21 protein-coding genes are annotated in these 22827 nt (G+C 63.0%); 12 read left to right on the forward strand and 9 right to left on the reverse strand.

Going from position 1 to position 22827, the window contains the following annotated elements; translation table 11 throughout:
• The first annotated feature begins 47 nt into the window (after nt 1-47).
• From ACKAMS_RS10735 to ACKAMS_RS10745, 3 genes are all read left to right on the forward strand, one after another.
• Complete coding sequence (locus tag ACKAMS_RS10735) at nt 48-1013, forward strand: hypothetical protein (protein ID WP_024488176.1); 966 nt, start codon at nt 48-50, stop codon at nt 1011-1013.
• Nucleotides 1014-1641: 628 nt separating this feature from the next.
• The gene (locus ACKAMS_RS10740; RefSeq protein ID WP_408989014.1) at nt 1642-2103 is read left to right on the forward strand and encodes an Hsp20/alpha crystallin family protein; all 462 of its coding nucleotides are present in this window, start codon (nt 1642-1644) and stop codon (nt 2101-2103) included.
• 181 nt (nt 2104-2284) lie between these two features.
• A complete protein-coding gene (locus tag ACKAMS_RS10745) occupies nt 2285-2644 on the forward strand; it encodes a hypothetical protein (protein ID WP_408989015.1) in 360 nt (119 codons plus the stop codon).
• 98 nt (nt 2645-2742) lie between these two features.
• On the opposite strand, the gene dnaB is transcribed toward ACKAMS_RS10745, so the two are convergent.
• The 5 genes from dnaB to rpsF all read right to left on the reverse strand — a co-directional run bounded on the left by dnaB (nt 2743) and on the right by rpsF (nt 6290).
• Nucleotides 2743-4149, reverse strand: coding sequence for a replicative DNA helicase (dnaB, locus tag ACKAMS_RS10750; RefSeq protein WP_019746049.1), 1407 nt, complete (start codon nt 4147-4149; stop codon nt 2743-2745).
• A gap of 508 nt (nt 4150-4657) precedes the next feature.
• A complete protein-coding gene (gene rplI, locus ACKAMS_RS10755) occupies nt 4658-5113 on the reverse strand; it encodes a 50S ribosomal protein L9 (protein WP_007735531.1) in 456 nt (151 codons plus the stop codon).
• Nucleotides 5114-5131: 18 nt separating this feature from the next.
• Entirely contained in the window at nt 5132-5374 is a 243-nt protein-coding gene (gene rpsR / locus ACKAMS_RS10760; RefSeq protein WP_003941245.1) for a 30S ribosomal protein S18, read from the reverse strand.
• A 39-nt stretch (nt 5375-5413) separates the two neighbouring features.
• On the reverse strand, nt 5414-5938 hold the full coding sequence (locus ACKAMS_RS10765; RefSeq protein ID WP_003941248.1) for a single-stranded DNA-binding protein: 525 nt from the start codon (nt 5936-5938) through the stop codon (nt 5414-5416).
• Nucleotides 5939-6002: 64 nt separating this feature from the next.
• A complete protein-coding gene (gene rpsF, locus ACKAMS_RS10770) occupies nt 6003-6290 on the reverse strand; it encodes a 30S ribosomal protein S6 (protein WP_003941237.1) in 288 nt (95 codons plus the stop codon).
• 210 nt (nt 6291-6500) lie between these two features.
• Between rpsF and ACKAMS_RS10775 the strand changes: the two genes are divergently transcribed.
• From ACKAMS_RS10775 to ACKAMS_RS10785, 3 genes are read left to right on the forward strand one after another with little or no spacing between them, the layout of a single operon-like run.
• Nucleotides 6501-7856: a glycosyltransferase family 87 protein gene (locus ACKAMS_RS10775; protein ID WP_408989016.1), complete on the forward strand. Its 1356-nt coding sequence runs from the start codon at nt 6501-6503 to the stop codon at nt 7854-7856.
• On the forward strand, nt 7856-8440 hold the full coding sequence (locus ACKAMS_RS10780) for a GNAT family N-acetyltransferase (protein WP_408989017.1): 585 nt from the start codon (nt 7856-7858) through the stop codon (nt 8438-8440). Before ACKAMS_RS10775 ends, ACKAMS_RS10780 begins: the two co-directional genes overlap by 1 nt.
• A gap of 45 nt (nt 8441-8485) precedes the next feature.
• Complete coding sequence (locus ACKAMS_RS10785) at nt 8486-9265, forward strand: DUF4190 domain-containing protein (RefSeq protein WP_408989018.1); 780 nt, start codon at nt 8486-8488, stop codon at nt 9263-9265.
• A gap of 6 nt (nt 9266-9271) precedes the next feature.
• Here the strand turns inward: ACKAMS_RS10785 and ACKAMS_RS10790 are convergent, their stop codons facing one another.
• Nucleotides 9272-13114, reverse strand: a complete 3843-nt coding sequence (locus tag ACKAMS_RS10790; RefSeq protein ID WP_408989019.1) for a helix-turn-helix domain-containing protein — start codon at nt 13112-13114, stop codon at nt 9272-9274.
• A gap of 187 nt (nt 13115-13301) precedes the next feature.
• On the opposite strand from ACKAMS_RS10790, the gene ACKAMS_RS10795 reads away from it, so the two are divergent.
• Complete coding sequence (locus ACKAMS_RS10795; RefSeq protein ID WP_019746055.1) at nt 13302-13601, forward strand: LuxR C-terminal-related transcriptional regulator; 300 nt, start codon at nt 13302-13304, stop codon at nt 13599-13601.
• 2 nt (nt 13602-13603) lie between these two features.
• On the opposite strand, the gene ACKAMS_RS10800 is transcribed toward ACKAMS_RS10795, so the two are convergent.
• The 3 genes from ACKAMS_RS10800 to ACKAMS_RS10810 all read right to left on the reverse strand — a co-directional run bounded on the left by ACKAMS_RS10800 (nt 13604) and on the right by ACKAMS_RS10810 (nt 18365).
• On the reverse strand, nt 13604-15181 hold the full coding sequence (locus ACKAMS_RS10800) for a glycosyltransferase family 87 protein (protein ID WP_070385320.1): 1578 nt from the start codon (nt 15179-15181) through the stop codon (nt 13604-13606).
• A gap of 39 nt (nt 15182-15220) precedes the next feature.
• Nucleotides 15221-17368: a transglycosylase domain-containing protein gene (locus ACKAMS_RS10805; RefSeq protein WP_019746057.1), complete on the reverse strand. Its 2148-nt coding sequence runs from the start codon at nt 17366-17368 to the stop codon at nt 15221-15223.
• 577 nt (nt 17369-17945) lie between these two features.
• On the reverse strand, nt 17946-18365 hold the full coding sequence (locus ACKAMS_RS10810; protein ID WP_042448217.1) for a DUF5318 family protein: 420 nt from the start codon (nt 18363-18365) through the stop codon (nt 17946-17948).
• Nucleotides 18366-18493: 128 nt separating this feature from the next.
• Between ACKAMS_RS10810 and ACKAMS_RS10815 the strand changes: the two genes are divergently transcribed.
• The 5 genes from ACKAMS_RS10815 to ACKAMS_RS10835 all read left to right on the forward strand — a co-directional run bounded on the left by ACKAMS_RS10815 (nt 18494) and on the right by ACKAMS_RS10835 (nt 22719).
• Nucleotides 18494-19333 (forward strand): DUF1707 domain-containing protein, encoded by an 840-nt coding sequence (locus ACKAMS_RS10815; RefSeq protein WP_408989020.1) that lies wholly within the window; start codon nt 18494-18496, stop codon nt 19331-19333.
• Nucleotides 19334-19342: 9 nt separating this feature from the next.
• Nucleotides 19343-20164, forward strand: coding sequence for a DUF1707 domain-containing protein (locus ACKAMS_RS10820; protein WP_408989021.1), 822 nt, complete (start codon nt 19343-19345; stop codon nt 20162-20164).
• Nucleotides 20165-20172: 8 nt separating this feature from the next.
• Nucleotides 20173-20943 carry a DUF1707 domain-containing protein gene (locus tag ACKAMS_RS10825; protein ID WP_205907123.1) on the forward strand — a complete coding sequence of 257 codons (771 nt, stop codon included), beginning with the start codon at nt 20173-20175 and terminating at the stop codon, nt 20941-20943.
• 116 nt (nt 20944-21059) lie between these two features.
• Nucleotides 21060-21623: a PadR family transcriptional regulator gene (locus tag ACKAMS_RS10830; RefSeq protein ID WP_408989022.1), complete on the forward strand. Its 564-nt coding sequence runs from the start codon at nt 21060-21062 to the stop codon at nt 21621-21623.
• A complete protein-coding gene (locus ACKAMS_RS10835) occupies nt 21616-22719 on the forward strand; it encodes an inositol-3-phosphate synthase (protein WP_003945979.1) in 1104 nt (367 codons plus the stop codon). The genes ACKAMS_RS10830 and ACKAMS_RS10835 overlap by 8 nt, the downstream gene beginning before the upstream one ends.
• Nucleotides 22720-22827: the final 108 nt, after the last annotated feature.

The raw sequence follows: 22827 nt of genomic DNA on the forward strand, positions 1-22827 counted from the left end.
AGCTGAACATCATGTAAAGCACGCACCGACGAAGGGACGACCCCGATATGAGCAACTCCGAAACCACGTCCGCCTTGATCAACCAGCTGCGCATCATCCTCGGTCTGACACATGCCGAGATCCAGGTCGCCGAAACACGCGTCGCTCAGGCCAGAACCGAAGCGGTTCGACGCGAACTCACGGAAAACGCAGAGAACGGTCGAGAAAGGGCCAGTTCCATCGAGTCCACGATTCGCGATCTGGGTGGCGTTCCGGAATCGGTCGGTCCGTTCCTCGGACGAGCGACAGCAGGAGTGAAAGCGATGGTCGAACAGGCCCAGCCCTTCGACGAAGCTGTACTGGGAGACCTTGCGCTCGAACATCAACTCCTCGACCGCTCCCGCTACCTCAAGGCCCTGGCCACTGCCGGCGGCGATCAGACCGTCGCGGCGTTGGCCGACCGCCTCATCACTGCACACTCCGCGACTGTGGACTGGCTGACCACCGTCCTTGCCGAGGAGGCACTCGGGGGGCCGGCAGCTTTGCGTCGCACTCCCTTCCAAGCGGCCACCGGAGCAGCCATTCGACTGGTCAACGTTCCGGTCTCCTGGTCCACCCGCAGTCTCGACCGTGCCATCGACGCTGTTCGCACGTCGCCGCCGGTATTGGGTGAGCTGATCAGCTGGGGCGCATATGCCGGTGACGTGACTGTGAAAACACTGTCGGCCAGTAGGGATGCGGCCATCGCCACGGCTGAGAAAGTCACTCGCCGAGAAGGTGCTGACGGTGCCGCGGATGTCTTCCGTTCGGTACGCAAGTCGAGTGGGTTACTCGACCCCGCTGAACTTCCCATCGAAGACTTCGACGAACTCAACGTCACCCAGGCCGTCTCCGCGGTGAAGGAACTGGCCGACGCCGCACAGGTACGAGACATCGTTGCGTACGAGGAAGCGCACAAGAACCGACACGGCGTCGTATCCGCTGCACAGGCAAGACTTGCGGCGATCGCCCAGGAAGTCGTCGGAATTAACTGACCTTCGTATCCGCCTGAGGAGGGCGAGAGAAAACAGCCTCTGCATTGCTTCGTGTCCCGAAGAACCGAGCAAGGCCAGACCGCCCCGAACACAACTACAAAGCACTCCCGAAATCGGCGATACTCGTTCATCACGACAGGTTCCGGGCATACGGGGCGGGGGCTGACCACGCATCAAAGTCAGCCCCCGCCGCCGTTTCTGCAGTTTAGGGCTGTCAGCGCAAACTCACCATGGAAGAACGCGCCTGTCTGCTCGAAATCTACGAGACGCGGCAGTTTCTGAATCGAAACACATTGCAAGAATACGGGTTTGAAGCAATCGCCGTTGTACGCGAACATCGATCTTGCTGGGCGCAGCGGCAGTCGTAATCCCGCACGAACTCGACCGGCAGCTGACAGCATCTCGACACCGGCAATTCCCGTTCCGCCCCCACCCCATGGGGTTGGCAACCGCCGTTGTTCCTGCTCCGATGCTGCCTTGTTCGCGGCCGAGACCCTCCTCGAAAAAATCTGGCACTCTCAGTTGCAGAGTGCTAATTCGTGTGGTTATCATGTTCTCGCACAGTAAGTTCGGTCAACCGCCACAGTGGCGGTGACCTTTCTTTTCACGACATGGGAGGTGTGTTGCTGTGCTTCGTTTCGATCCTTTCACCGACATCGACGCGATCACCAAGTCCGTACTCGCCGCGGGAACCGGCAACGGACGCAGTCCACGGTTCATGCCGATGGACCTCTACAAGGTCGAGGACCAGTACGTCCTGCACGCCGATCTTCCCGGCGTCGACCCAGGATCAGTGGACGTCCGCATCGACGGCTCGACCCTGACGTTGACCGCGCACCGCACCGCCCTCTCCGAAGAGGGTGTGAGCTGGCTGGCGAGTGAGCGTTTCGCTGGAACATACAAACGGCAGCTGTCCATCAGCGACGACATCGACGCCGAACAGATCGTCGCCTCGTACGACAACGGCGTATTGACGGTGACCTTGCCGATCGCGGAGAAGGCGAAACCGCGGCGGATCGAGGTCTCCTCCGGACCGCCCTCACGTACCGAAACCATCGAAGCGACAAAGCAGGTGCAGGTCGAAGCCTGATCCTGCTGGCCCGGACGAGCGTTCCCACGGTGGGGTGCGTTCCGAAGACACGCGATGCGTGCTCGGGACTCACCCCACCGCCCGTTCGATCCCCACCGCTCTTTCGATCCCCTCTGCGCCCGTATGGCCGATCGGCCCATCCACCACACGAAAGAATCAGCGCGAGAACCCTTTAGCTGCCATGACTGCATCCACCATCCCCCCGCACGAACAATCCGACAACACCGGCAACACCGACAACACCGAATCCCGCCCGCACACCTCGCCCGATTGGTGGGATCACCACCGCCCGATCAACAGCGACGAATACAGCGACATGGCGTTGATGCTCGGTGCCCTCTCGATCCTGACGTTCTGGATGTTCGGCCTCGGCATCCTCCTCGGTGCCGCCGCCATCGGAACCGCACTGGCTGCTCGCCGACCCGACACCCCCGGACACGATCCGGGGGACAGCAGCGCCGGTATCGTCGGAATCCTCACCGGCATTGCCGGTGTCGCCTTCGGCATCGTCTTCCTCACCGCAGCACTACCCCACCTGTAGAAAAACCGAATTTTGCACTAGTGGAATCGAATTGGTGCTTGTAGCAGGATCTCACAAGATCTGAAATCCGTCCCACCTTCAGGCGATGGCGGCAGCCACTATCCCCGGGCCATGTCCACAAACTTGGACAGGTGAAGCTGGTGCGCCACAGTGATTGTCGCGGTTGGGCCGTTACGGTGCTTACCCAGAATCAGGTCGGCTTCACCGCCACGGGGATCGTCTCGCTCGGTCGCGTCGGGGCGGTACAGCAGAATCACCATGTCGGCGTCCTGCTCGAGCGATCCGGACTCACGAAGGTCGGCGACCTGCGGACGCTTGTCGGTTCGCTGTTCGGGACCACGGTTGAGCTGACAGATCGCGACAACCGGAACTTCGAGCTCCTTCGCCAAAAGCTTTAGGCTACGGGAGAATTCGGAGACTTCCTGCTGACGGGACTCGACCTTTTTACCTGAGCTCATCAGCTGGAGGTAGTCGATCACGATCAGGCGAATGTCGTGTTTCTGCTTGAGCCGCCGCGCTTTTGCGCGAATTTCCATCATAGTGAGGTTGGGGGAGTCGTCGATGAATAGCGGCGCCTCACTGATCTCACTCATGCGACGCGCGAGCTTGGTCCAGTCGTCGTCGGTCATCTTTCCGGAGCGCATGTCGCCGAGCTTGATCTTTGCCTCTGCGGACAGCAGACGCATGACGATCTCGGTTTTGCTCATTTCCAACGAGAACATGACGCTGGCCATGCCGTGCGTGATGGAGCAGGAACGCAAAAAATCCATTCCAAGGGTCGATTTGCCCACACCAGGTCTAGCCGCGACGATAATCATCTGACCAGCGTGAAGGCCGTTGGTGATCTCGTCGAGATCCTTGAATCCGGTGGGCACACCGAGGGAAATTCCGCCTCGGCTGGCGATGGAGTCGATCTCGTCCATCGTGGGCTGGAGGAGCTCGGTGAGGGGTACGAAGTCCTCGGTGGTTCGACGCTCGGTGACCTCGAAGATCTCGGCCTGCGCGCGGTCGACAACCTCGGCCACGTCCTGGCCCTCGGTGCCGGCGTAGCCGTACTGGACGATGCGAGTACCGGCGTCGACCAGACGACGCAGCACGGACTTCTCGGCCACGATCTCGGCATAGAAGGCGGCGTTGGCGGCTGTGGGCACTGTCTGGGTCAGCGTCACCAGGTAGGCAGCACCACCGATACGGCGGAGCTCACCTCGACGGTCGAGCTCGGCGGAGACCGTCACCGGGTCGGCGGGCTCGCCACGGCTGTAGAGGTCCAGGATCACGTCGTAGACGGACTGGTGGGCGGGCCGGTAGAAGTCACCCGGACGCAGTACCTCGAGGACGTCAGCGATGGCGTCCTTACTCAGCAGCATGCCGCCGAGCACCGACTGCTCGGCAGTCATGTCCTGAGGTGGCTGGCGTCCGAACTCCTGGTCGGGCTCGGCCTCGGGAGGGCCCGGGTAGTCCGGCCCTGAGAAGTCGGAAGGTCCTCGATCATCTACAACAGCCACAAGCGAGACCTTCCCGTAAAACACTCGACGACACTGCCAGAAACCGCAGCGCCCTCATCATTTGTACCTGCCCCCACCGACATCCCCTAGCCGCATTCGGCCGGGCTGTAGATAGACGCCGAGATGACGTTAGGGACTAGTAGGTCCGCATACAAACCGGACTGTGGATAAACCTGTGGATGCTTTGTGGAAACTCCCGCCCCACGGTGTGCACCGCCTGTGGAGCATTTGGGGACTACTTTGCCTAGTAACTACAAAAGACCAGGTAGATGGCTATCCACAATTTCACAGGCCTGTTGATGAAAATAGTTTTTCCACAGTCGGCGCGTCGGCGTGTCGGGCGTGTTGCCTCGCCCGATTCGTCACTGATCACCAAGTCGAACATCACAGTGTGAGAGTTATCCCCAGGTCCGATTCGGGACGCTGTCAGGCGGCACACCGCACCCCGAAACAAAACGTCGGGCCCCGCACACCGAAGTGTGCGGGGCCCGGCGAGACGAACAGTCGACTATGCGCCGACGACGTTCAGGTTGAACTTGGCAACCACATCGGGGTGCAGGTTCACGACCACGGCGTGCTTGCCCGTGTTCTTGATGTGAGCCTTCGGCAACACGATGGAGCGCTTGTCGACAACCGGTCCACCGGCAGCCTTGATCGCAGCAGCGACGTCAGCGACAGTAACCGAACCGAAGAGCTTGCCCGAGCCACCGGCGGTCTTGACCGTCAGCGTTACGGACTCGAGGCCCTCGATAGCTGCCTTGAGCTCCTTGGCGTGATCCAGGCCGCGCACAGCGCGCGCTTCCTGTGCACGACGGATGCCCTCGACCTGCTTCTCGGCGCCACGGGTGGCGACGATTGCCAGTCCGCGGGGGAGCAGGTAGTTACGGCCGTAGCCGTCCTTGACCTCCACGGTGTCGCCAGGCGCACCGAGGTTGTCCACGTCAGCGGTGAGGATGAGCTTCATGTTCTTTCCTCCCTTTCCTTAGCGAGCCACGGTGGCGTAAGGCAGCAGTGCTACCTCACGTGAGTTCTTGACGGCAATGGCAACGTCGCGCTGGTGCTGGACGCAATTGCCGGTGACACGGCGAGCACGGATCTTTCCGCGATCGCTGACGTACTTACGAAGCAACGTCGTGTCCTTGTAGTTGATCTGCGTGTTCTTCTCTTTGCAGAAGGTGCAGACCTTCTTCTTCATAACCTTGTCGCGCAAGGGCGGCTTCGGCATGTCTTTGCTCTTTTCTGGATGTTCCTGATCAGGTACGGATCAGAAGGGCGGTTCGTCGCTGCCCGCACCACCGAAGGAGCCCGAAGCCTGAGGCGCACTGCCCCAAGGATCGTCTCCACCCGAAGGTGCAGCGCTCGGACGTCCGCCACCCGATCCGCCGGAGGAACCGCCGAAGTTGCCGCCTCCACCGCCGCCACCACGGTTGGCCTTGTTGACCTTTGCCGTGGCGTACTTCAGTGAAGGACCGATTTCATCGACTTCGAGCTCGACGACAGTTCGCTTTTCGCCCTCGCGAGTTTCGTACGAACGCTGCTTGAGCCGGCCGCTCACGATTACTCGTGAACCACGGGTCAAGCTCTCCGCGACGTTCTCGGCTGCTTCGCGCCAGATGTTGCAACGCATGAACAGCGCATCGCCGTCTTTCCATTCATTGGAATTACGGTCGAAGGTGCGGGGCGTGGAAGCAACCGTGAAGTTTGCAACCGCGGCACCCGCCGGGGTGAAACGAAGTTCAGGATCAGCCGTCAGGTTTCCGATGACGGTGATGATGGTGTCGCCAGCCATGTGGTTCCTCCTGCATTGATGTAAGACCGTTGGGCGCGAGAGTAGAGCTCGCTACCGACAGTAATTACTTGTTGTGGCGCAGAACCTTCGTGCGCAGAACCGACTCGTTCAGACCGAGCTGACGATCGAGCTCAGCGACGGTGGCGGGAGTGGCGTTGATGTCGATCACCGCGTAGATACCTTCAGCATGCTTCAGGATCTCGTAGGCGAGACGACGCTTACCCCAGACATCGACCTTGTCGATCGTGCCGCCGTGCTGGCGCACAACATTGAGGAACGTATCCAGTGAAGGAGCGACAGTGCGCTCGTCCAGGCTGGGGTCAAGGATGACCATCAATTCGTAATGACGCATAAGACCTCATCACCTCCTGTGGACTAAGTGAAAACGGCCACGGACTATCCGTGGCAGGAGGGTCGTTGCGTCAGCAACCCTCGTAGGTTACACGAGGGGCCTTGACCAGGGAAATCGTCCCGGCCCTCCGGGAAGACCACCAGATCGATGCGCGACGCGTGGTGCAGACGCATCACCCCGCGAGCCACTGCGCCCCCTAGGGTGAGAATCATGCGAACAGACCGCAAGACCCCGGCGTCGATCCTGGCGTTGGTCGTCGGATTGTGCGGGCTGACGATGGCGCTGGGCTATTTCAACAAGGCCAGATGCGGCGGTGCACCGTTCGCGCCCGACGGCCGAAGCCTGAACTTCGACGTCAACAAGAACATCGACGTCTGCTACTCCGACATTCAGTTGCTCTGGCTCGGACGAGGTATCGATCAGCATCTGTTCCCCTTCGTCACCGGAGGGATAACGCCCGAAGGATTCCTGACCGGCGGAACCGTCGAATACCCGGTGCTCAGCGGAATTCTGATGTGGCTGGGCGGTATCGGCTCACACACCGACACCGATTTCCTTCTGCACTCGGCCCTGATCCTGGCTCCTTTCGGACTGCTCACGGCGTGGATGCTCGGCAAGATGAGCGGCGCGTACGCGCTCGTGTGGTCGGCGACTCCGCCCCTGGTTCTGTACGCATTCCACAACTGGGAGCTCCCGGTGGTGGCCACCAGCGTCGGCGCGATCTTCCTGATGACGTTCGAGCGGATCCCGCTGCGAACTCGCGCGGTTCTGGCGGCCGTCATCCTGGCGATCGGTTTCTGTTTGAAGCTGTACCCGGGAATGTTCGTGCTGCCGCTCATGGCCTACGTGCTTCTACGCGGCACCGAAGGCAAGCGCTACGACGTTCGTGGGGCGCTGATGACGGCGGGCGCGGCGATCGTCACCGTCGTCCTCGTCAACCTGCCGTTCGCCCTCATTTCCTACGAAGGCTGGCGCGCGTCGTTCAGCTTCCAGGAGAAGCGAAGCGCCGACATCACCACCAACTCGGTGTGGTTCTGGGGTTTGCGCCCGTTCTACGGTTTCGGAGTTCGCGAGCTCAACGCCGACTACGACGCACTGGTGAGCATCCTGTCTCCGGTGATGATCCTGTTGTCGTTCGCGCTCGCGATGTATCTGGGTTGGCGCCGCTACGTCCGCGACGGCTACTTTCCGTGGATTGCAGTCAGTGCCGCGATGCTGTGCGGATTCGTGTTGCTGCACAAGGTCAATTCACCGCAGTACACACTGTGGATCCTGCCTTTCCTCGTACTGTTCAAGATCCGGTGGTTCTGGATCGTCGCCTATCTGATCGCCGACGCGGCGTTGGGTATCGGCATCTTCCGGTACTTCTACCAACTGGACATGAATCTCGATCCGAGCAAGTACGAAGCCGTCGTCCAGGCGAGTGTGTGGGGCCACGTCCTCCTGCTCGCCGTGTTCTTCTTCCTGTTCCTGCGAGTCCCGTTGCGGTATCCGCTGGCCGGTGGGACCGATCAGATTGCGAACTCCGACAACAACCTTCCGACTCACTCACGGGAGCAAGCCTGATGACTGCATCATGGTTCGAATCACCGACGCTGACCGGTGATCGTGTCCGACTCGAACCCCTGGGCGTCGCGCACACCGACGCTCTGCTCGCGGCGGCCGACGACGCGGCGATCTTTCGTTGGACCGCATCGCCCATCACCGATCGGGAACAGGCGCAGAAGTACATCGCTGCAGCAACCGACGACCCGAATCGGATCGCCTTCGCGCAGGTGAACATCGCGACGAACGCCGTGGTCGGCACTACGTCCATGTACCAGATCGACCCGGTAAACCGCAGTCTTGCAATCGGATACACGTGGTTGTCGCGATCGGTTCAGGGAACCGGGATCAATCCCGAATCGAAGCTGCTCCTGCTTCGTCACGCCTTCGACCAGCTCGAAGCCGTACGCGTCGAGTGGCACACGGACGAGTTCAACGAACAGTCCAGGGCAGCGATCGCAAAGCTCGGCGCTCAGTTCGAGGGCCTGCTGCGCAAGCACCGGCGCCGCGTCGACGGCAGTTGGCGTACAACAGCGCTGTTCGCGATGACCGACGACGATTGGCCGACCATCGCACCTCAGCTCGAGACACGTACCCGAAACTAGCGATCACCTGCACTCTTCGGCCAAGTCCATGCCAAGATTCACCTCATGAGCGATCAGGGTGGGTACGGGTACCAGGGCAATCAGAATTGGCAACCGGCTCCGTACGGGCAGCCCGATCCGTACGGCAGGCGCCCGACGAACACACTCGCGGTGCTCGCCCTCGTCTTCGCGTTCCTCATCGCGCCGTTGGGGATCGTCTTCGGGCACATCGCTCGCGGCCAGATCAAACGGACCGGCGAAGAAGGCGACGGACTCGCCCTTGCCGGACTGATCATCGGCTACATCTTCACCGCACTCGGCATCCTGGCCGTGATCGTGTGGATCGCATTCTTCGGGCTGCTTGCCGCCGCTTTCGGCAACGCCGCCGATGAAGCGAGTTCGCGGAGTTTCACCTACACGACGCCGTACTCGTACTCCACGACCACGACTCGGGCACCGAGTGCACCCACCACAGCGCCGAAAACGACGACGCCACCACGCGTCACAACCTCGATCGGCCCGGCGCCGACCGTCTCTGGCACCAACCGTCAGGGCTTCATCTCCGGCGGCCCCAGCTGCAACTCCACCAATCCTGCCGTCGCCATCGCCGTCACGACCGGATCACGAATCGTCATCTGCGAAACGGGAGTCGGCCGCTACTACTACAAGGGTCAACGGCTGAGCGACGGCGCCACCATCGAACTCGACGATCCGACGCCCACCGGCAACGGATTCACCGTCACCAACAAGGACGTGACGTACCAGCTCACCTCCGCCGGACTGGTGATCACCGGCAGCGGAGGCGAGCTGGGTCGGGAACCGGCGCTCGAGTTCTGGATGAACTGACCCACGTCAGCCGGCGCACGGATCCTGATAGGGAACACCGGGCAGGTAACGCTCCCATTCGGCTTCCGTGATGGGAGATCCTGCGGTGCGGCACAATCGATCAACGACGCTGTCGGGGTCGATTCCCCACAAGCGAACGGTCTTGTCCGACCCGCTGCCCGCGATCATGTCACTCTCGCCGGCGAACTGAGCGTCGTTGACGCGACCCGGGTAGGCGGACAGCGTCGCAAATCGTGTTGACTGCGAGGGCGTCTCGATATCCCAGAGCCAGACGGTTCCGTCGCCGACACCGGCAGCGAGCCGATCACCGGCGCGGTTGAACGAGATCGAATAGATTGCGCCCTCGGGACCGAGAAGACGAGCGAGCTCCTCGGGTGCCGACGGTGTGCGTACGTCCCACACGGCGACACTGTGATCCGCACTTCCGGCGGCCAACAGCGTTCCGTCGGTGCTGAAAGACACTGCTAATGCGTAACTTTCGAATCCACCCACCGTCGCCGCCACCCGGGGCGACGCTGGGTTCGACACATCCCACAGATCCACTTCGTTCTTGGCGTTCGCGATCGCCAGTATGTCGGCGCCCGGTTGAAATGCCATCATCTGCGGGTAAGAGCCGACATCGGTCGACGACAGCAGCTTCGGTTCCGATGGATCGGAAACGTCGACCAACGCAATGCTGTTGTCGTCCTGCGAGGACACCGCCAGCAGATCTCCGGCGGGATTCAACGCGACGACCGCCACGATGCCCTTCACGTACACCGCGGGTTCGCTGTAGATCCGTGGCGACGCCGGATCACTCAGGTCCCAAAGATAGGCACCGCCGCCGCCGGTGCCGCTCACAGCCAGGTTCCCGTCTGCCGACACCGCCGATGCACCGCTGAAAGAGTCGGCCCCTTGCGGTTTCAACTCCGGCATCACCGCGGGGCGATCGAGATCCTCGGTGTTCCACGCCAACATCGCGCCGCCCCTGGCCCCGACGCCGGCCACCAGACGCGAGCCGTCCGCGGCAAAGGGACTGGTGAAAATCGTGTCCCGAGCTCCCGCCCAGACCGGACCCGGTAGAGCCCACACGCGAGTCACACCGTTGAGTCCTCCGGTGACCAGGTTGCGGCCGTCGTCGCTGTAGTCGACGGTGGTCACCGCCCCACTGTCCGGAAGTGTTTCGATCAGCGCCCCGGTTCGGGGGTCCCACACGCGCACGGAGTTGTCGGAACTTCCTGCGGCAAGACGTGTTCCGTCTTTGCCGTAGTTGAGTTCGTTGACGTAGCTGGAAAATCCCGTCAGCGCCGGCAGGGGAGTGGGGCGCGCCGGATCGCTCATGTCCCACCGAACCACCTCCCTGCCAGTGGTTCCCGCCGCAAGCTCGCGTCCGTCCGGACTGAAGGCGACGCCGAGGTAGTGGACGGTGGTGCCGTTCGGCTCGGTCGCGAAGATCGGCGCCGATTCCTCACCCCACTTCGCGACGTCCCACACACGAAGTGTCGATTGACGCCCGCCCGCCACGAGGAAACGTCCGTCAGGACTGAACGTCGCGGTGACGATGCCATCGGCTGGGTGCGGAAGAGAAGGCAAGGCAACGGCATTCGCCGAAACGTCGATGTTCCATCGCAGGACGTCAGGCGTCGAGGTACCGGCGACCAGCTTGGTTCCGTCTGGACTGAACTCCATGTCCTGCACTACGCGTTCACCGTCGACGGGAAGAGTTCCACGGACCGGATTCTCGGGATCCGACACGTCCCACAGCGCAGCGCCGCCGGCGCCACCGGTCGCAAGCAGCCGTCCGTCCGGGCTGTAGGCGACGGCAAAGAGCGCCGTGCCCTCCGAGACTCCGAGGAACTCCGCCTGCGGAACAGCTGAGGCCACACCGTCCACCATCGGATAAAGTCTGACCTTCCCATCCGAACCACCCACCGCCACAACAGTTCCGGCTGGGTTTATCCGGGCCTTCATCGCGCCGGGCGGTCCGATGATGCGAGTAGCCGAATGAACGCCCGACGCATCCAGCAATGCCGAGCGGGCTTCGGTCGTTTCGTTGACCGCAAATGCCGCCAGAGCAAGCTGCGACGCCAGCGACGGATCCCGCTCGCGCATCCTGATCGACTCGGTGGCCACCTGACGCGACATCGCCTCGTCTCGCGCGGTATCTGCTTGGACACGTTGACGATTCGCTCCGATACCGGCGACGGTCGCAACCACCGCCAACACCAGAGCGATCACCGACGCGGCTGCCAACGCAGTCACGAGCCGTCGCAGAACGCGTGTACGTCGGCGATCGGCAAATTCCTGCTGATCACGATGCTCGATGCTCGCAGCGAGGTACTCCCGCTCGGTGGCGTTGAGGTCGGCGGCGCGGGTCCGACTCGGTTCCAGTGGGAGACCGAGTTCAACCGAGTTCAGCCATTCTTCCGTCAGGTGAAGACGTGCGGGTCCGAGCAGCGCGCCGGGGTCGCGTCCACTGTCTTCCCACACCTGCGCCGCGTACGTGAACCGGCGATGCACCGCCAGGCCGGCGCGGTCCGAGTCGATCCAATCGCGAAGCCGACTCCACGCTGACAGTAAGACCTCGTGCGAAACCTCGACCGTCTCTTCGTCGACGGTGAGAAGGCGCCGTAAGGCGAACCGGTCGATGACGGTGTTCACGTCGTCGACGTCGTCACCGAGGAAGAGTTCGGTGCGCGGTGCACGCCGACGCGTCTGCGTCACTTCGTCGACGTTGACCAATCGCAGGAAGATCCTGCGCGCCAACTGCTGCTGCCGCTCTGTGAGCTCGCCGTACACTTCCTCCGCGCTTTGCTGGACGGCTCCGGCAATCCCGTCGGTGGCGTAGTAATCCGAGACGGTCAGAGTTTTACGCGTCGACCGTTGCCAGGTCCCCAACAGTGCGTGTGACAGCAAGGGCAAAGCTCCGGGGTCGCTCGCCGTACGCGAGCCGCGTGGTGTCAGCTCGGATACCAGAACCTGAACCAATTCGCTCTGCACGGTCATCCCGGCCTTGATCGCCGGCTCGACGATCACCTCGCGCAATTGTTCGTCGGTCAGTGGCCCGACCACCATCGGCGAATCGTCGAGCAGCGGCACCAAAAGCGGTTCCTCCGCCGCGAGACCGTAGAAGTCGGCGCGCATTCCGATGACGGCGATGGTGTTCTCACCGAGTTCCGCGAGAGTCCGCAGTATTTCCTCGCGCCGATCACCGTCGCACTGCGTCCACAGTTCCTCGAACTGGTCGAGGATCAAGACGGTTGGTTCGTCGGAAATCGACGACGGAATTCCTCCCGTACCCGGCTGCAGAATTTCGACCCGCCAGCCGTCGAACCGTGAATCGCCCTCGGCAACCTTGGGGGCGAGCCCGGCCCGCAGCAACGACGACTTACCCGATCCGGAAGCACCGATCACCATGAACTGACGGCGGCCGACACCTCGTATCGCCGACGCCACCCGTTGGGCCAAGTTGGCAGTGAGTTCGTCTCGACCGAAGAACCACTCGGCGTCCTCTTGTCGGAAAGATTCGAGACCTCGGTACGGAACGGTGGCGTCGCCGCGTCGTCTGGCCGTCAACTGCCTCACTCGTTGCACCGCACTGATCCAGCGCTGCCGCTCATCCTCGGAATCGACGCCGCACGCCTCGAGGAGCGCGAAAAACATCGGGGTACTCGCCGGCGTCGGCAGGTGTTGGCCGGCAAACCATCCGCTGACGGTTCCGTGCAAACCACCCGAACGCTCGACCGCTTCGCGAACCGTCAGTCCGGCTGCCTTCCGCAACGCCGTGAGCGCCTCAGCAAACTGTCCACGCGACTCGATCTGGCCCGGATCGACCTGATTGTGCCTACCGGCTTCCGCCTTCGAGTTCATAGCGAGGCACTCTATCGGAGCAGGTAGGGGATTTGTCCGTTGTATGGACTCTGTATCGAGAGAGTTGCGCCCGTTCCACTGAGTCGCCTCGATCGAAATACTCGTTCTCAGTCGCGCCCCATCTCAGCAGCCCTTCTGCAAATACGGCAGTCGACGCCCATTCCCGCCGTCGAAAGGCGCTACTCGCATGTCTTCAATCGGCATTTCTCCGAAGATCGAGGCAAACGTGTCCCGAGTCGGCAACCCCAAGCACGGCAAGCACAAGCCGAAGCTGAGCGTCCGCGAGATCGAAGTACTTCTCGCCTGGCTTCGTTCGGATTCCAAGTCCGAGGTCGCCGAGACACTCGGCCTACGCGTCTGCACCGTCAACACACACATCACTCGGGTACGCACGAAATACAGCGACGTCGGGCGGCCGGCTCCCACGAAGGCAGCGTTGTTCGCCCGCGCGGTCCAGGACGGGTACACCACCCTCGACGAGTGGTGACCTCAGACCGCGACGGGTTCCGGATCCTTCGCCTTAGACGGCTTCAACCAACCGGGTAGCCAGGCAGGTTGTTTGTCCGGAGCCTGATCGAGAACACCGCCCGCCGGATCGTCGATGAACCCGTACCGCACGAGATCCTCCGACGGCCGGTAGATCTGCCGGAGCACCAGCGCGCACAGAACGAGTACCGCGATGTCCCGGATCACGACGGTTCCGGTGAACCACTGCTCGGGCAGCCCCTTGTTGGACACCCCGAGGTAATACATCATTCGAGGAACCCAGACCAGGGCGTCGATGGTCATCCACGCGAGCAGGAGCCTGCGGTGCGGCAAGGCCAACACGGCCAGCGGCACCAGCCACAGAGAATACTGCGGGCTCCACACCTTGTTGGTGAGCAAGAAGCCCGCCACCAACAGGAAGCACAACTGCGCAACGCGCGGACGACGCTGCGCCGTCAGGGCGACGTATCCGACACCGATGCAGACGGCCACGAACAAAAGCAGAGAGACGGCGTTGAGATTCGACGGTGACTCACCCTGTGCGAGAGGACCGTCGAGGCCCTTCCACGACGTGAACGACGCGATCACGTTGTAGAGGGAATCGGGATCGGCCCCGCGCTCGGAGTTGAGCCGGAAGAACTCGTACCAACCATGCGGGTACAGCGCGGCGATGGGCAGGTTCACCGCAAGCCATGCCGCGACGGCACTGAGTGCGGTCACCAGCCAGTCCCTCGTCTTGCCCGCGCGCAGACACAGGACAAAAAGCGGTCCGAGTAGGAGCAGCGGGTAGAGCTTCGCGGCGCCGCCCAGGCCGAGCAGGATTCCCGCGAGCACGGGCCGCTTGCGTGCCCACGCCAACAACCCACCGGCCGCGAACGCGGTCGCCAGAGGATCGAAGTTCGTGAACACGTGCACGATCACCAACGGGGAACACGCGATGAGCGCGCCGTCCCACACTCGTCGTCCGGCCAGCAGGGTGCTCGCCCACACGGTGACCAGCCACGCCAACGCCAACCCGAACGCCACGACGTTGAAATAGAGCGCCACCTGAATCGCGCCCGGCAGCCAGGTGATCGAATCCCACGCCTTGGCGACCTTCATCGCGCCGTACTGATAGAGCCCCGAGATGACCGGATACTCCATGTACCGCATCTGGATCGAACCGTCGCCGCGTACTTCTTCCCACGACGTCTTGTACGGGAATGCTCCCTGATCGAGGCGTTCGGCCCCGTACAGCGGAACGGTATCGGAGTAACACATGGCCACGTACTGACGGCTGCCACTCCAGTCGAGGCCGACCTGCCCGCTCTCGCCGACCGGCGCCTGCTGAATACAGCCGGCCTTCGCGAACCAGCCGAAAGCCAAGAACACCACGGCGAGCAGAAGGATCACTCGCATCGGGGTGAAGAAGCGAGTGCGTCCGATCAGTGCGTGACGACCTACCGGACCGCCGACGGTTCCCGACAGCGCAGACACCATCGCGTCGTTGCGACTGGGAACGTCCCGCCAATCCGCCGAACGAAGATCTTCGGCCAGCGGAGCGGGGGAGGTCGGTTCGGCATCATCAGCATTCGCGGCCACTCCGCGAGGTTACCGTCTTTCGAACCGACCACCCTCCAACTACTGGCCGGGGCTCACACCTGCCGGTTCTTCCTCGGTGGTCTCGCCTGCCCCTGGTACCTGCGGCGTGGTTGTCGTCGGCCGGGAGATCCCCGGAATCGGGATGGTGATGCCCGGCAGAACCTCGACCTGCGTCGTCGTCACCACGGGCGGCGGAGTGGTTTCCGTCGTCGTCGGTGCGGTGGTCGGCGGCGCCGACGTCTTGGGCGGTGCAGGTGCCGTGTACTCCGGAACACCACCGGCTTGGCCGTTGATCTTGCCCGGCGTCGGGAACTTCTCGTTGTCGGTGCCGTCGAGGGCGCCGTCCATCGTGTCCTTCCAGATGTCCGAAGGCAGACCCGAGCCGTAGATCATCGCGCCGCCCGAGTTGGTGATCGCTTCACCGTCGGGAGTTCCGACCCAGACCGCGGTCGAGAGTGACGGCGTGTAGCCGACCATCCATGCGTCCTTGTTGGCTCCGGTGTCACCGAGCTGCGCAGTACCTGTCTTCGACGCCGACAGACGTCCGCCGGCCAGGTTGTGACCGCGCGAGTACGCCGCGATCGGCTGCATCGCAGCCGTCACGTTGTCCGCCACGGCAGCGTCGATGCGGTCCTCACCGGCGGGTGCGCCGCGGTCCAGCAGCACGGTGCCGTCAGCCGCGACGACCTTCTGGACGAAGTGCGGTGCGTGATACGTGCCGGATGCGGCGAGCGTCGCGTACGACGACGCCATGTCGAGCACGCGGGCCTGGTACTGGCCGAGCACGATGCCGTTGTTGGGACCGGAACCGTCAGCCTCGGTGAGCGACGGGCCGACGCCCGGGATGTCCTTCGGGATGCCTGCTTGGTGTGCGATGTCCGCGATTGCCTGCGGGCCGTTGCCGTCGAGGCTGAGCATCTGGCGGTAGAAGCTGGTGTTCAGCGAACGCTTGAGCGCCTCTGCGATGGTGCAGGTGCCGCAGCTTTCACCTTCGACGTTGCCGATGGAGATGCCGTTGACGGTCAGCGGCGAGCTGTCGTACATCTGCGAGAGCGGGATCCCCTGATCCAGGGCGGCTGCGAGACCGAACACCTTGAACGAGGAACCGGTCTGAAGTCCGGCATTCGCGAAGTCGTATCCCGCGCCGTCCTCACCGCCGTAGTACGCCTTGACGGCTCCGGTCTTCGGGTCGACCGATACAACGGCGGTGCGCAGGTTCTCCGGCTCACCCTCCATGTTGGAACGGGCTGCCTCGACCGCTGCGGCCTGAGCCTGCGGGTCGATGGTCGTGGTGATCTGCAAGCCCTCGGTGTTGAGCAACTGCTCGCTGATTCCAGCGTCGCCGATCTCCTTGAGCACCTGACGCTTGATCAGGCCCTCGGGTCCGGTCGAGCCTTGGCTGCTGTTGTCGACCTGGGCGAGCGGGATGTAGGCGGGGTACTGCATCGGCGTGCGCGCGGCCTGATCCAGCGTGCCGGCGGACACCATGCCGTCGAGCACGTAATCCCAACGGGACTTCGCGCCGGTCGGGTTGGTCTCGGGATCGAGGAGCGACGGAAGCTGAATCGACGATGCCAGGACGGCGCCTTCTTCGATGGTCAGCTGGTCGACGGGCTTACCGAAGTAAGCCTTGGATGCTGCGCCGATGCCGTATGCGCCGCGACCGAAGTAAATGGTGTTCAGATACGCGGCGAGGATGTCGTCCTTGGACCACTCGTTGGCCATCTTCGAGGAGATGACGAGCTCTTTCATCTTTCGCGTCAGCGAACGCTCCGAGCCGACGAGCGCCTTCTTCACGTACTGCTGCGTGATGGTCGAGCCACCACCGGCACTGTCGCGACCGAGGACGTTGTCTCGGGCTGCGCGTGCGAAACCGGAGATCGAGAAGCCCGGGTTCGAGTAGAAATCGCGGTCCTCTGCGGCCAGAACGGCGTTCCGAACGTGAAGCGGTACCTGATCGAGCGAAACCTCGACGCGGTTGCCGTCCGGCGGGACGACAGTACTGATCACCGTGGTGCCGTCGGCGGCGAAGACCGTCGCCACCTGATTGGTCTTGAGGTCACCTGGCTTGGGGACGTCCTGCACGATGTACGCCGCCATGAAGGCAAGGACGGGCAGAACAAGACCGAGCGCCACCAAGACGTAGGCCGAGCGGCGAACTGTGCGCCACTTGGACTTCTTCTTCACGGTGCTCTTTCTTCCCTTCGGGGGTTGTCCGTCGTTGCCACCGCCACCGGAGCCACCTGTCGGCGGCTTCGTCGGCGGAGGTCCGACCGGCGGGCGGGTGCCCGCGTTGGTACGGGTGGTCGCTGCTGCTGCCGCGACGCGCTGGGTCGGTTCGTTTGCCTGAGCGCCTGCGGCGCGATCCCGAGGCGGCGGGCCGGCAGGTCGGCCTTGCGGCGGACGACCCTGAGGAGGGGGACCGGCGGGGCGGCCCTGAGGAGGCGGGCCCGAAGGTCGGGCTTGCGGCGGACGACCCTGCGGCGGGGGTCCCATCGGACGGCCTTGCTGCGGACGACCCTGAGGGGGCGGACCCATCGGAGGGCGTCCCTGCGGAGGCGGACCCTGCGGTGGTGGACCCATCGGACGTCCCTGCGGCGGACGACCCTGAGGAGGTCCGGCGGGACGGTTGGGACCGACGGGACGGCCACCCGGGTTGTTGCCTCCCGGGTTGTTGTTGCTGGGGGAACTCACGAATCAAATCTCCAGTGGTCACGGACCGATCACGTGCAGACTTCGATCGGGCCCTTCTTCGGGTGTGGCGTTACTCGCTGGCGGTGCGCCGGCTTGGTGGGCGTGCTCGCCGCGGTCGCGGCGGCGCAGGTACTGCGCCGAGCACATAGGACTGCACCAAGTGGTTCCAACTGCAGGTACGGCACACCTCTACAACGTGCACCGTGAACTCCTCTGCTGTTTCCGCAAGCCGAGCGAGCTCGTCCGAGGTTCGGGCCGATCCCGAAACCTGACCGAGCTTGTCGCCGAACACCCAGGACACGAGCGTCAACTGTTCCTTGCGGCAAATGGGGCAGACGACGTCGCTGCCCCGGCCGTGGAACTTCGCGGCTCTGAGTAGGTACGGATCGGCGTCACACACCTGCTTGACGTCGGTCCGACCCGCAGACACTTCGGCCAGCACAGACCGACGCGCGAGCGCGTAGTCCACAACTTGCCGCTGTATCCGCACCTGACCAGCGTACGTGCGTCCGTGCCGCCACGGACGGTTCGGGAGGGTCACGATGAACACATTTTGCGGTCCGGACGCATGGCGACCAGCCATTACGATCACTTCCTGTGAAGTCTTCCCGTTCCCCGATGACGCGGGCTCGTGATCTTGATCGCGTCGAAACGTGCAATGTGTTGGACGCCGCGTACGCCGAAGGGCAGTTGAGCGCGGAGGACTACTTCGAACGGACCGAAAAGGCGAGGTCCGCGAAAACCCTGCTCGAGCTCGCGCGCCTGGTCAACGATCTGCAGGTGCCGAAGATCGATACCACAACGGCGCCTCGGACGTCGGTGACGCGCAAGGCCGTGTACATCGGTGGCGCTGCTCTGATCGTCGTCGGCGCGGTCGCCGCGGTGGCCTGGAGTCGCTCACCATTGACGCCTTCGGAAGACATCACCGCCAGTTATGCCAGCACTACTTCCCTCGCGCCACCGTTGCCGACCACCACCCTGGTGCCGGAGCCGACCGTCGAACCGATCCTGATCGCACACATCGACACATTGACTCCCGAGGGTATCGGCGCATTTATCGAGAAGTATCGCGACGAGTTCGGCGACATGTTCATCGATGACGCCAGCTTCCACGGCGACTTCTCCCTGGTGAGCCGGGCGGTCCCCGACGCTCCAGCTCGCGCCGAGTCCATCAGTTTTCGCGACGGCTTCGAGCGGGAAGTGACATCCACTCCGCGGCGGACGGGCCAGCCGACCTTCGATCTCGGTTCCATCCAGATCGACAAGCTCGCGCCGTACATGGTGAACATCGGCGCCTACGTCAATGTTTCGGACGCCACGATCACGCACTTGATCGTGGACGCGAACTACGGCCTCCCGGAGATCGCGATCTATGCGGAGAACGGACTCGGCCACCAAGGACGAATCGAGGTCACGCCGTGGGGCGAGATCTCTCGTTCCTACCCGTACGGGAGCTAGGGTGAGCCGGTGAGTGGGTCCCCGACTACTACCTCTACGCGCACCCGTGCGCGCGACGTCGACCGTTCCGATACCTGCGCCGTTCTCGATACGGCTCTGTCCGACGGCCAGATCACGGTCGACGAGCACGCCAACCGGACGGCTGCGGCCATGACCGCGACCACCCTCGGCCAGCTCGATCTACTGGTCCGCGATCTGCAGAAAGCAACGCTGCGCAACGCCGTTGCCAAAGTTCGTCGTATCGACAAGATCTGGTACCTCGCAGCCGCATCGGTTGTCTTCGCGGGCCTGATCGGGTTCCTCACCTTGTCCGCCGACGATTCACCCCCACCGCCTCCACCGGCGGCAGCCGAAAACGTCGAACCGCTTGCCCCCATTGTGAGTTCGACACTGAACACCGTCACCGCAAGCGGGATCGGGGAATTTATCACAAAATACAGCACCAAGTACGGCACGACGATAATCGATTCCGTCAACTTCTACGACGGCTATGCAAGCGTTACTCGCGCCGCCGCTATCTCGCCGAATCTGGAGGAGGACATCGACTTTCGAGGCGGTTTCACACCACGTGACAGCACGTCGACTCGAGCGGCCAGCACTGCCACCTTCGACCTCGCTGCCGTCGACATCGACAAACTCGCCGGATATCTGGCAGGAGTGTCCGCAAATCTCAACGTCCCCGACGCCGAGATCACACACATCAGCATGAGTTCGTCGAGCGATGATCCACGCGTCTCCATCTACGTGAGCAACAACCTCGGCGCGAGCGGGTGGATGGACCTGACGCCTGACGGACGCCCGATCCGCTTGTCTCCCTTCACTCCTCGATAGGCCCGGACATGCCGAACGATCTGACCAGGACCACCCGCGCTCGCAATGCCGATCGCGAGGCTACCTGCGCAGTGCTGGACTCCGCCTTCGCCGACGGGCAACTCACGGCGACCGAGCACGACGAATTGACCGAACTCGCCGCGGTGGCTGTCACTCTCGGCGATCTCGAAGATTTGACGTCCGATCTGCAGACCGAAGCGTCTCTGCCTGTTCTCCGGAAAGAACCTTCGCTCGACACGCGTTTGATCGCCCTTGTGATCATCGCTCTGTCACTGGTGTCGGCAATCGGCTTCGGAATCAAATATGTGGCGTCGGACGTCACGATCTTCTCCAGCCCCGAGCCACAGTTGCACACCGTCGACGGCCTGGGGGCGATGTTCCGTGCCATCGAAACGCAGTACGGCAGCGGACTGGTCGACGAGATGACCATCTATCCCACTTATGCACGCGTAACGCGCGCCGATCCTGCTGCGCAGCGCAAGAGCCTCGACAGTTACTACCGAGGCGACCTCGAGGACACGACTTCGGGAGGATCGCGCGAACCCGACGTGACACAGATCGACGTCACACAGCTCGATCCTCGCATCGTGATCGCCCTGCTCGACGGCGCCGGAACCACAACGTCGGTGCAAAATCCGACCACTCGGTACGTCTCTGTCGGAAGCACCGAAACCGTGCCGACCATCGAGATCCACGTCGGCAACGACCTCGACGAAAGCGGGTACCTGACCGCTGGCCTCGACGGGGAAATCATGTCGATCTACCCGTTCACCCCCTGATCTAGCCGTGACACCTTGGTACACGTATCGGGCCGCAGTGTGGTTTTATATATCGGCGCGATATAGTTGGTTATCGCATCAAGCGGTTAGGTTCAACGACTCGGGAGGTTTGTCAGTTGCTCGAACTCGCAATCCTCGGGCTGCTCCTCGAGTCACCGATGCACGGATACGAGCTGCGTAAGCGGCTCACTGGTCTGCTCGGCGCATTCCGCGCGTTCTCGTACGGATCGCTGTACCCGGCACTGCGGCGCATGCAAGCCGACGGATTGATCTCGGAAGACGTCGACACTGCCACCGGCACGCTCAAGCGTCGGGCGCGTCGCGTCTACCAGCTCACTCCGGCAGGTCGGCAACGGTTCACCGAACTGGTCGCCGACACCGGGCCGCAGAACTACACCGACGACGGTTTCGGCGTTCACCTCGCCTTCTTCAGCCGCACCCCCGCAGAAGCGCGGATGCGGATCCTCGAAGGCAGGCGACGCCAGGTCGAGGAGCGCCGTGAGGGGCTCCGCGAGGCCGTCGGTCGGGCCAGCGGATCGCTGGACCGCTATACCCGTCAGCTCCATCAGCTCGGACTCGAATCGAGTGAACGCGAAGTGCGTTGGCTCAACGAATTGATCGCAGCCGAGCAATCGACAACAGGAACATCCCGGAAAGAAGGAGAACCCGACCATGGGTGAGAACAGCACCGCGGTGCGCGTAGCCATTGTGGGCGTGGGTAACTGCGCCTCGTCCCTGGTTCAGGGCGTCCACTACTACAAGGATGCCGACGAGACCCAGACGGTCCCCGGCCTCATGCACGTCAAGTTCGGCAAGTACCACGTCCGCGACGTGCAGTTCGTCGCTGCGTTCGACGTCGACGCCAAGAAGGTCGGCTTCGACCTCTCCGAGGCGATCCTCGCGAGCGAGAACAACACCATCAAGATCGCCGACGTCCCGCCCCTGGACGTTCCCGTTCAGCGTGGCCCGACCCTCGACGGCATCGGCAAGTACTACGCCGAGACCATCGAGCTGTCCGACGCCGAGCCCGTCGACGTCGTCAAGGCACTCAAGGACGCTCAGGTCGACGTCCTCGTCTCCTACCTGCCCGTCGGTTCCGACGACGCTGACAAGTTCTACGCACAGTGCGCGATCGACGCAGGCGTTGCATTCGTCAACGCCCTGCCCGTCTTCATCGCTTCCGACCCGGAGTGGGCTGCCAAGTTCAAGGACGCCGGCGTCCCGATCGTCGGCGACGACATCAAGAGCCAGGTCGGCGCCACCATCACCCACCGCGTGATGGCGAAGCTGTTCGAAGACCGCGGCGTCGTGCTGGACCGCACCTACCAGCTCAACGTCGGTGGAAACATGGACTTCAAGAACATGCTCGAGCGTGATCGCCTGGAGTCCAAGAAGGTTTCCAAGACCCAGGCCGTGACGTCCAACCTGACCGGCGCACTTGCCGGCAAGGTTCACGACCGCAACGTCCACATCGGTCCCTCGGACTACGTGGAGTGGCTCGACGACCGTAAGTGGGCATACGTCCGCCTCGAAGGCCGCGCCTTCGGTGACGCTCCCCTGAACCTGGAGTACAAGCTCGAGGTCTGGGATTCGCCCAACTCTGCCGGCATCATCATCGACGCCGTCCGCGCAGCCAAGATCGCCAAGGACCGCGGCATCGGTGGACCGGTTTACCCGGCTTCCGCTTACCTGATGAAGTCCCCGCCGGTCCAGATGGCCGACGACAAGGCTCGCATCGAGCTCGAAGCGTTCATCATCGGAGCCGATGAGGCGTAGCTAGACGCCGGGCCGACGAGGCCTGATTTAGGTTCACGCTGATTCGGGGTCTTGCGCCAACGGCGCAAGGCCCCGATTCTGTTATCCGCAGGGTGTTTCCGCATCCGC

Origin of the sequence: Rhodococcus sp. 5A-K4 (genome assembly GCF_046097995.1) — a bacterium.
Lineage (GTDB): Bacteria > Actinomycetota > Actinomycetes > Mycobacteriales > Mycobacteriaceae > Rhodococcus_F > Rhodococcus_F erythropolis.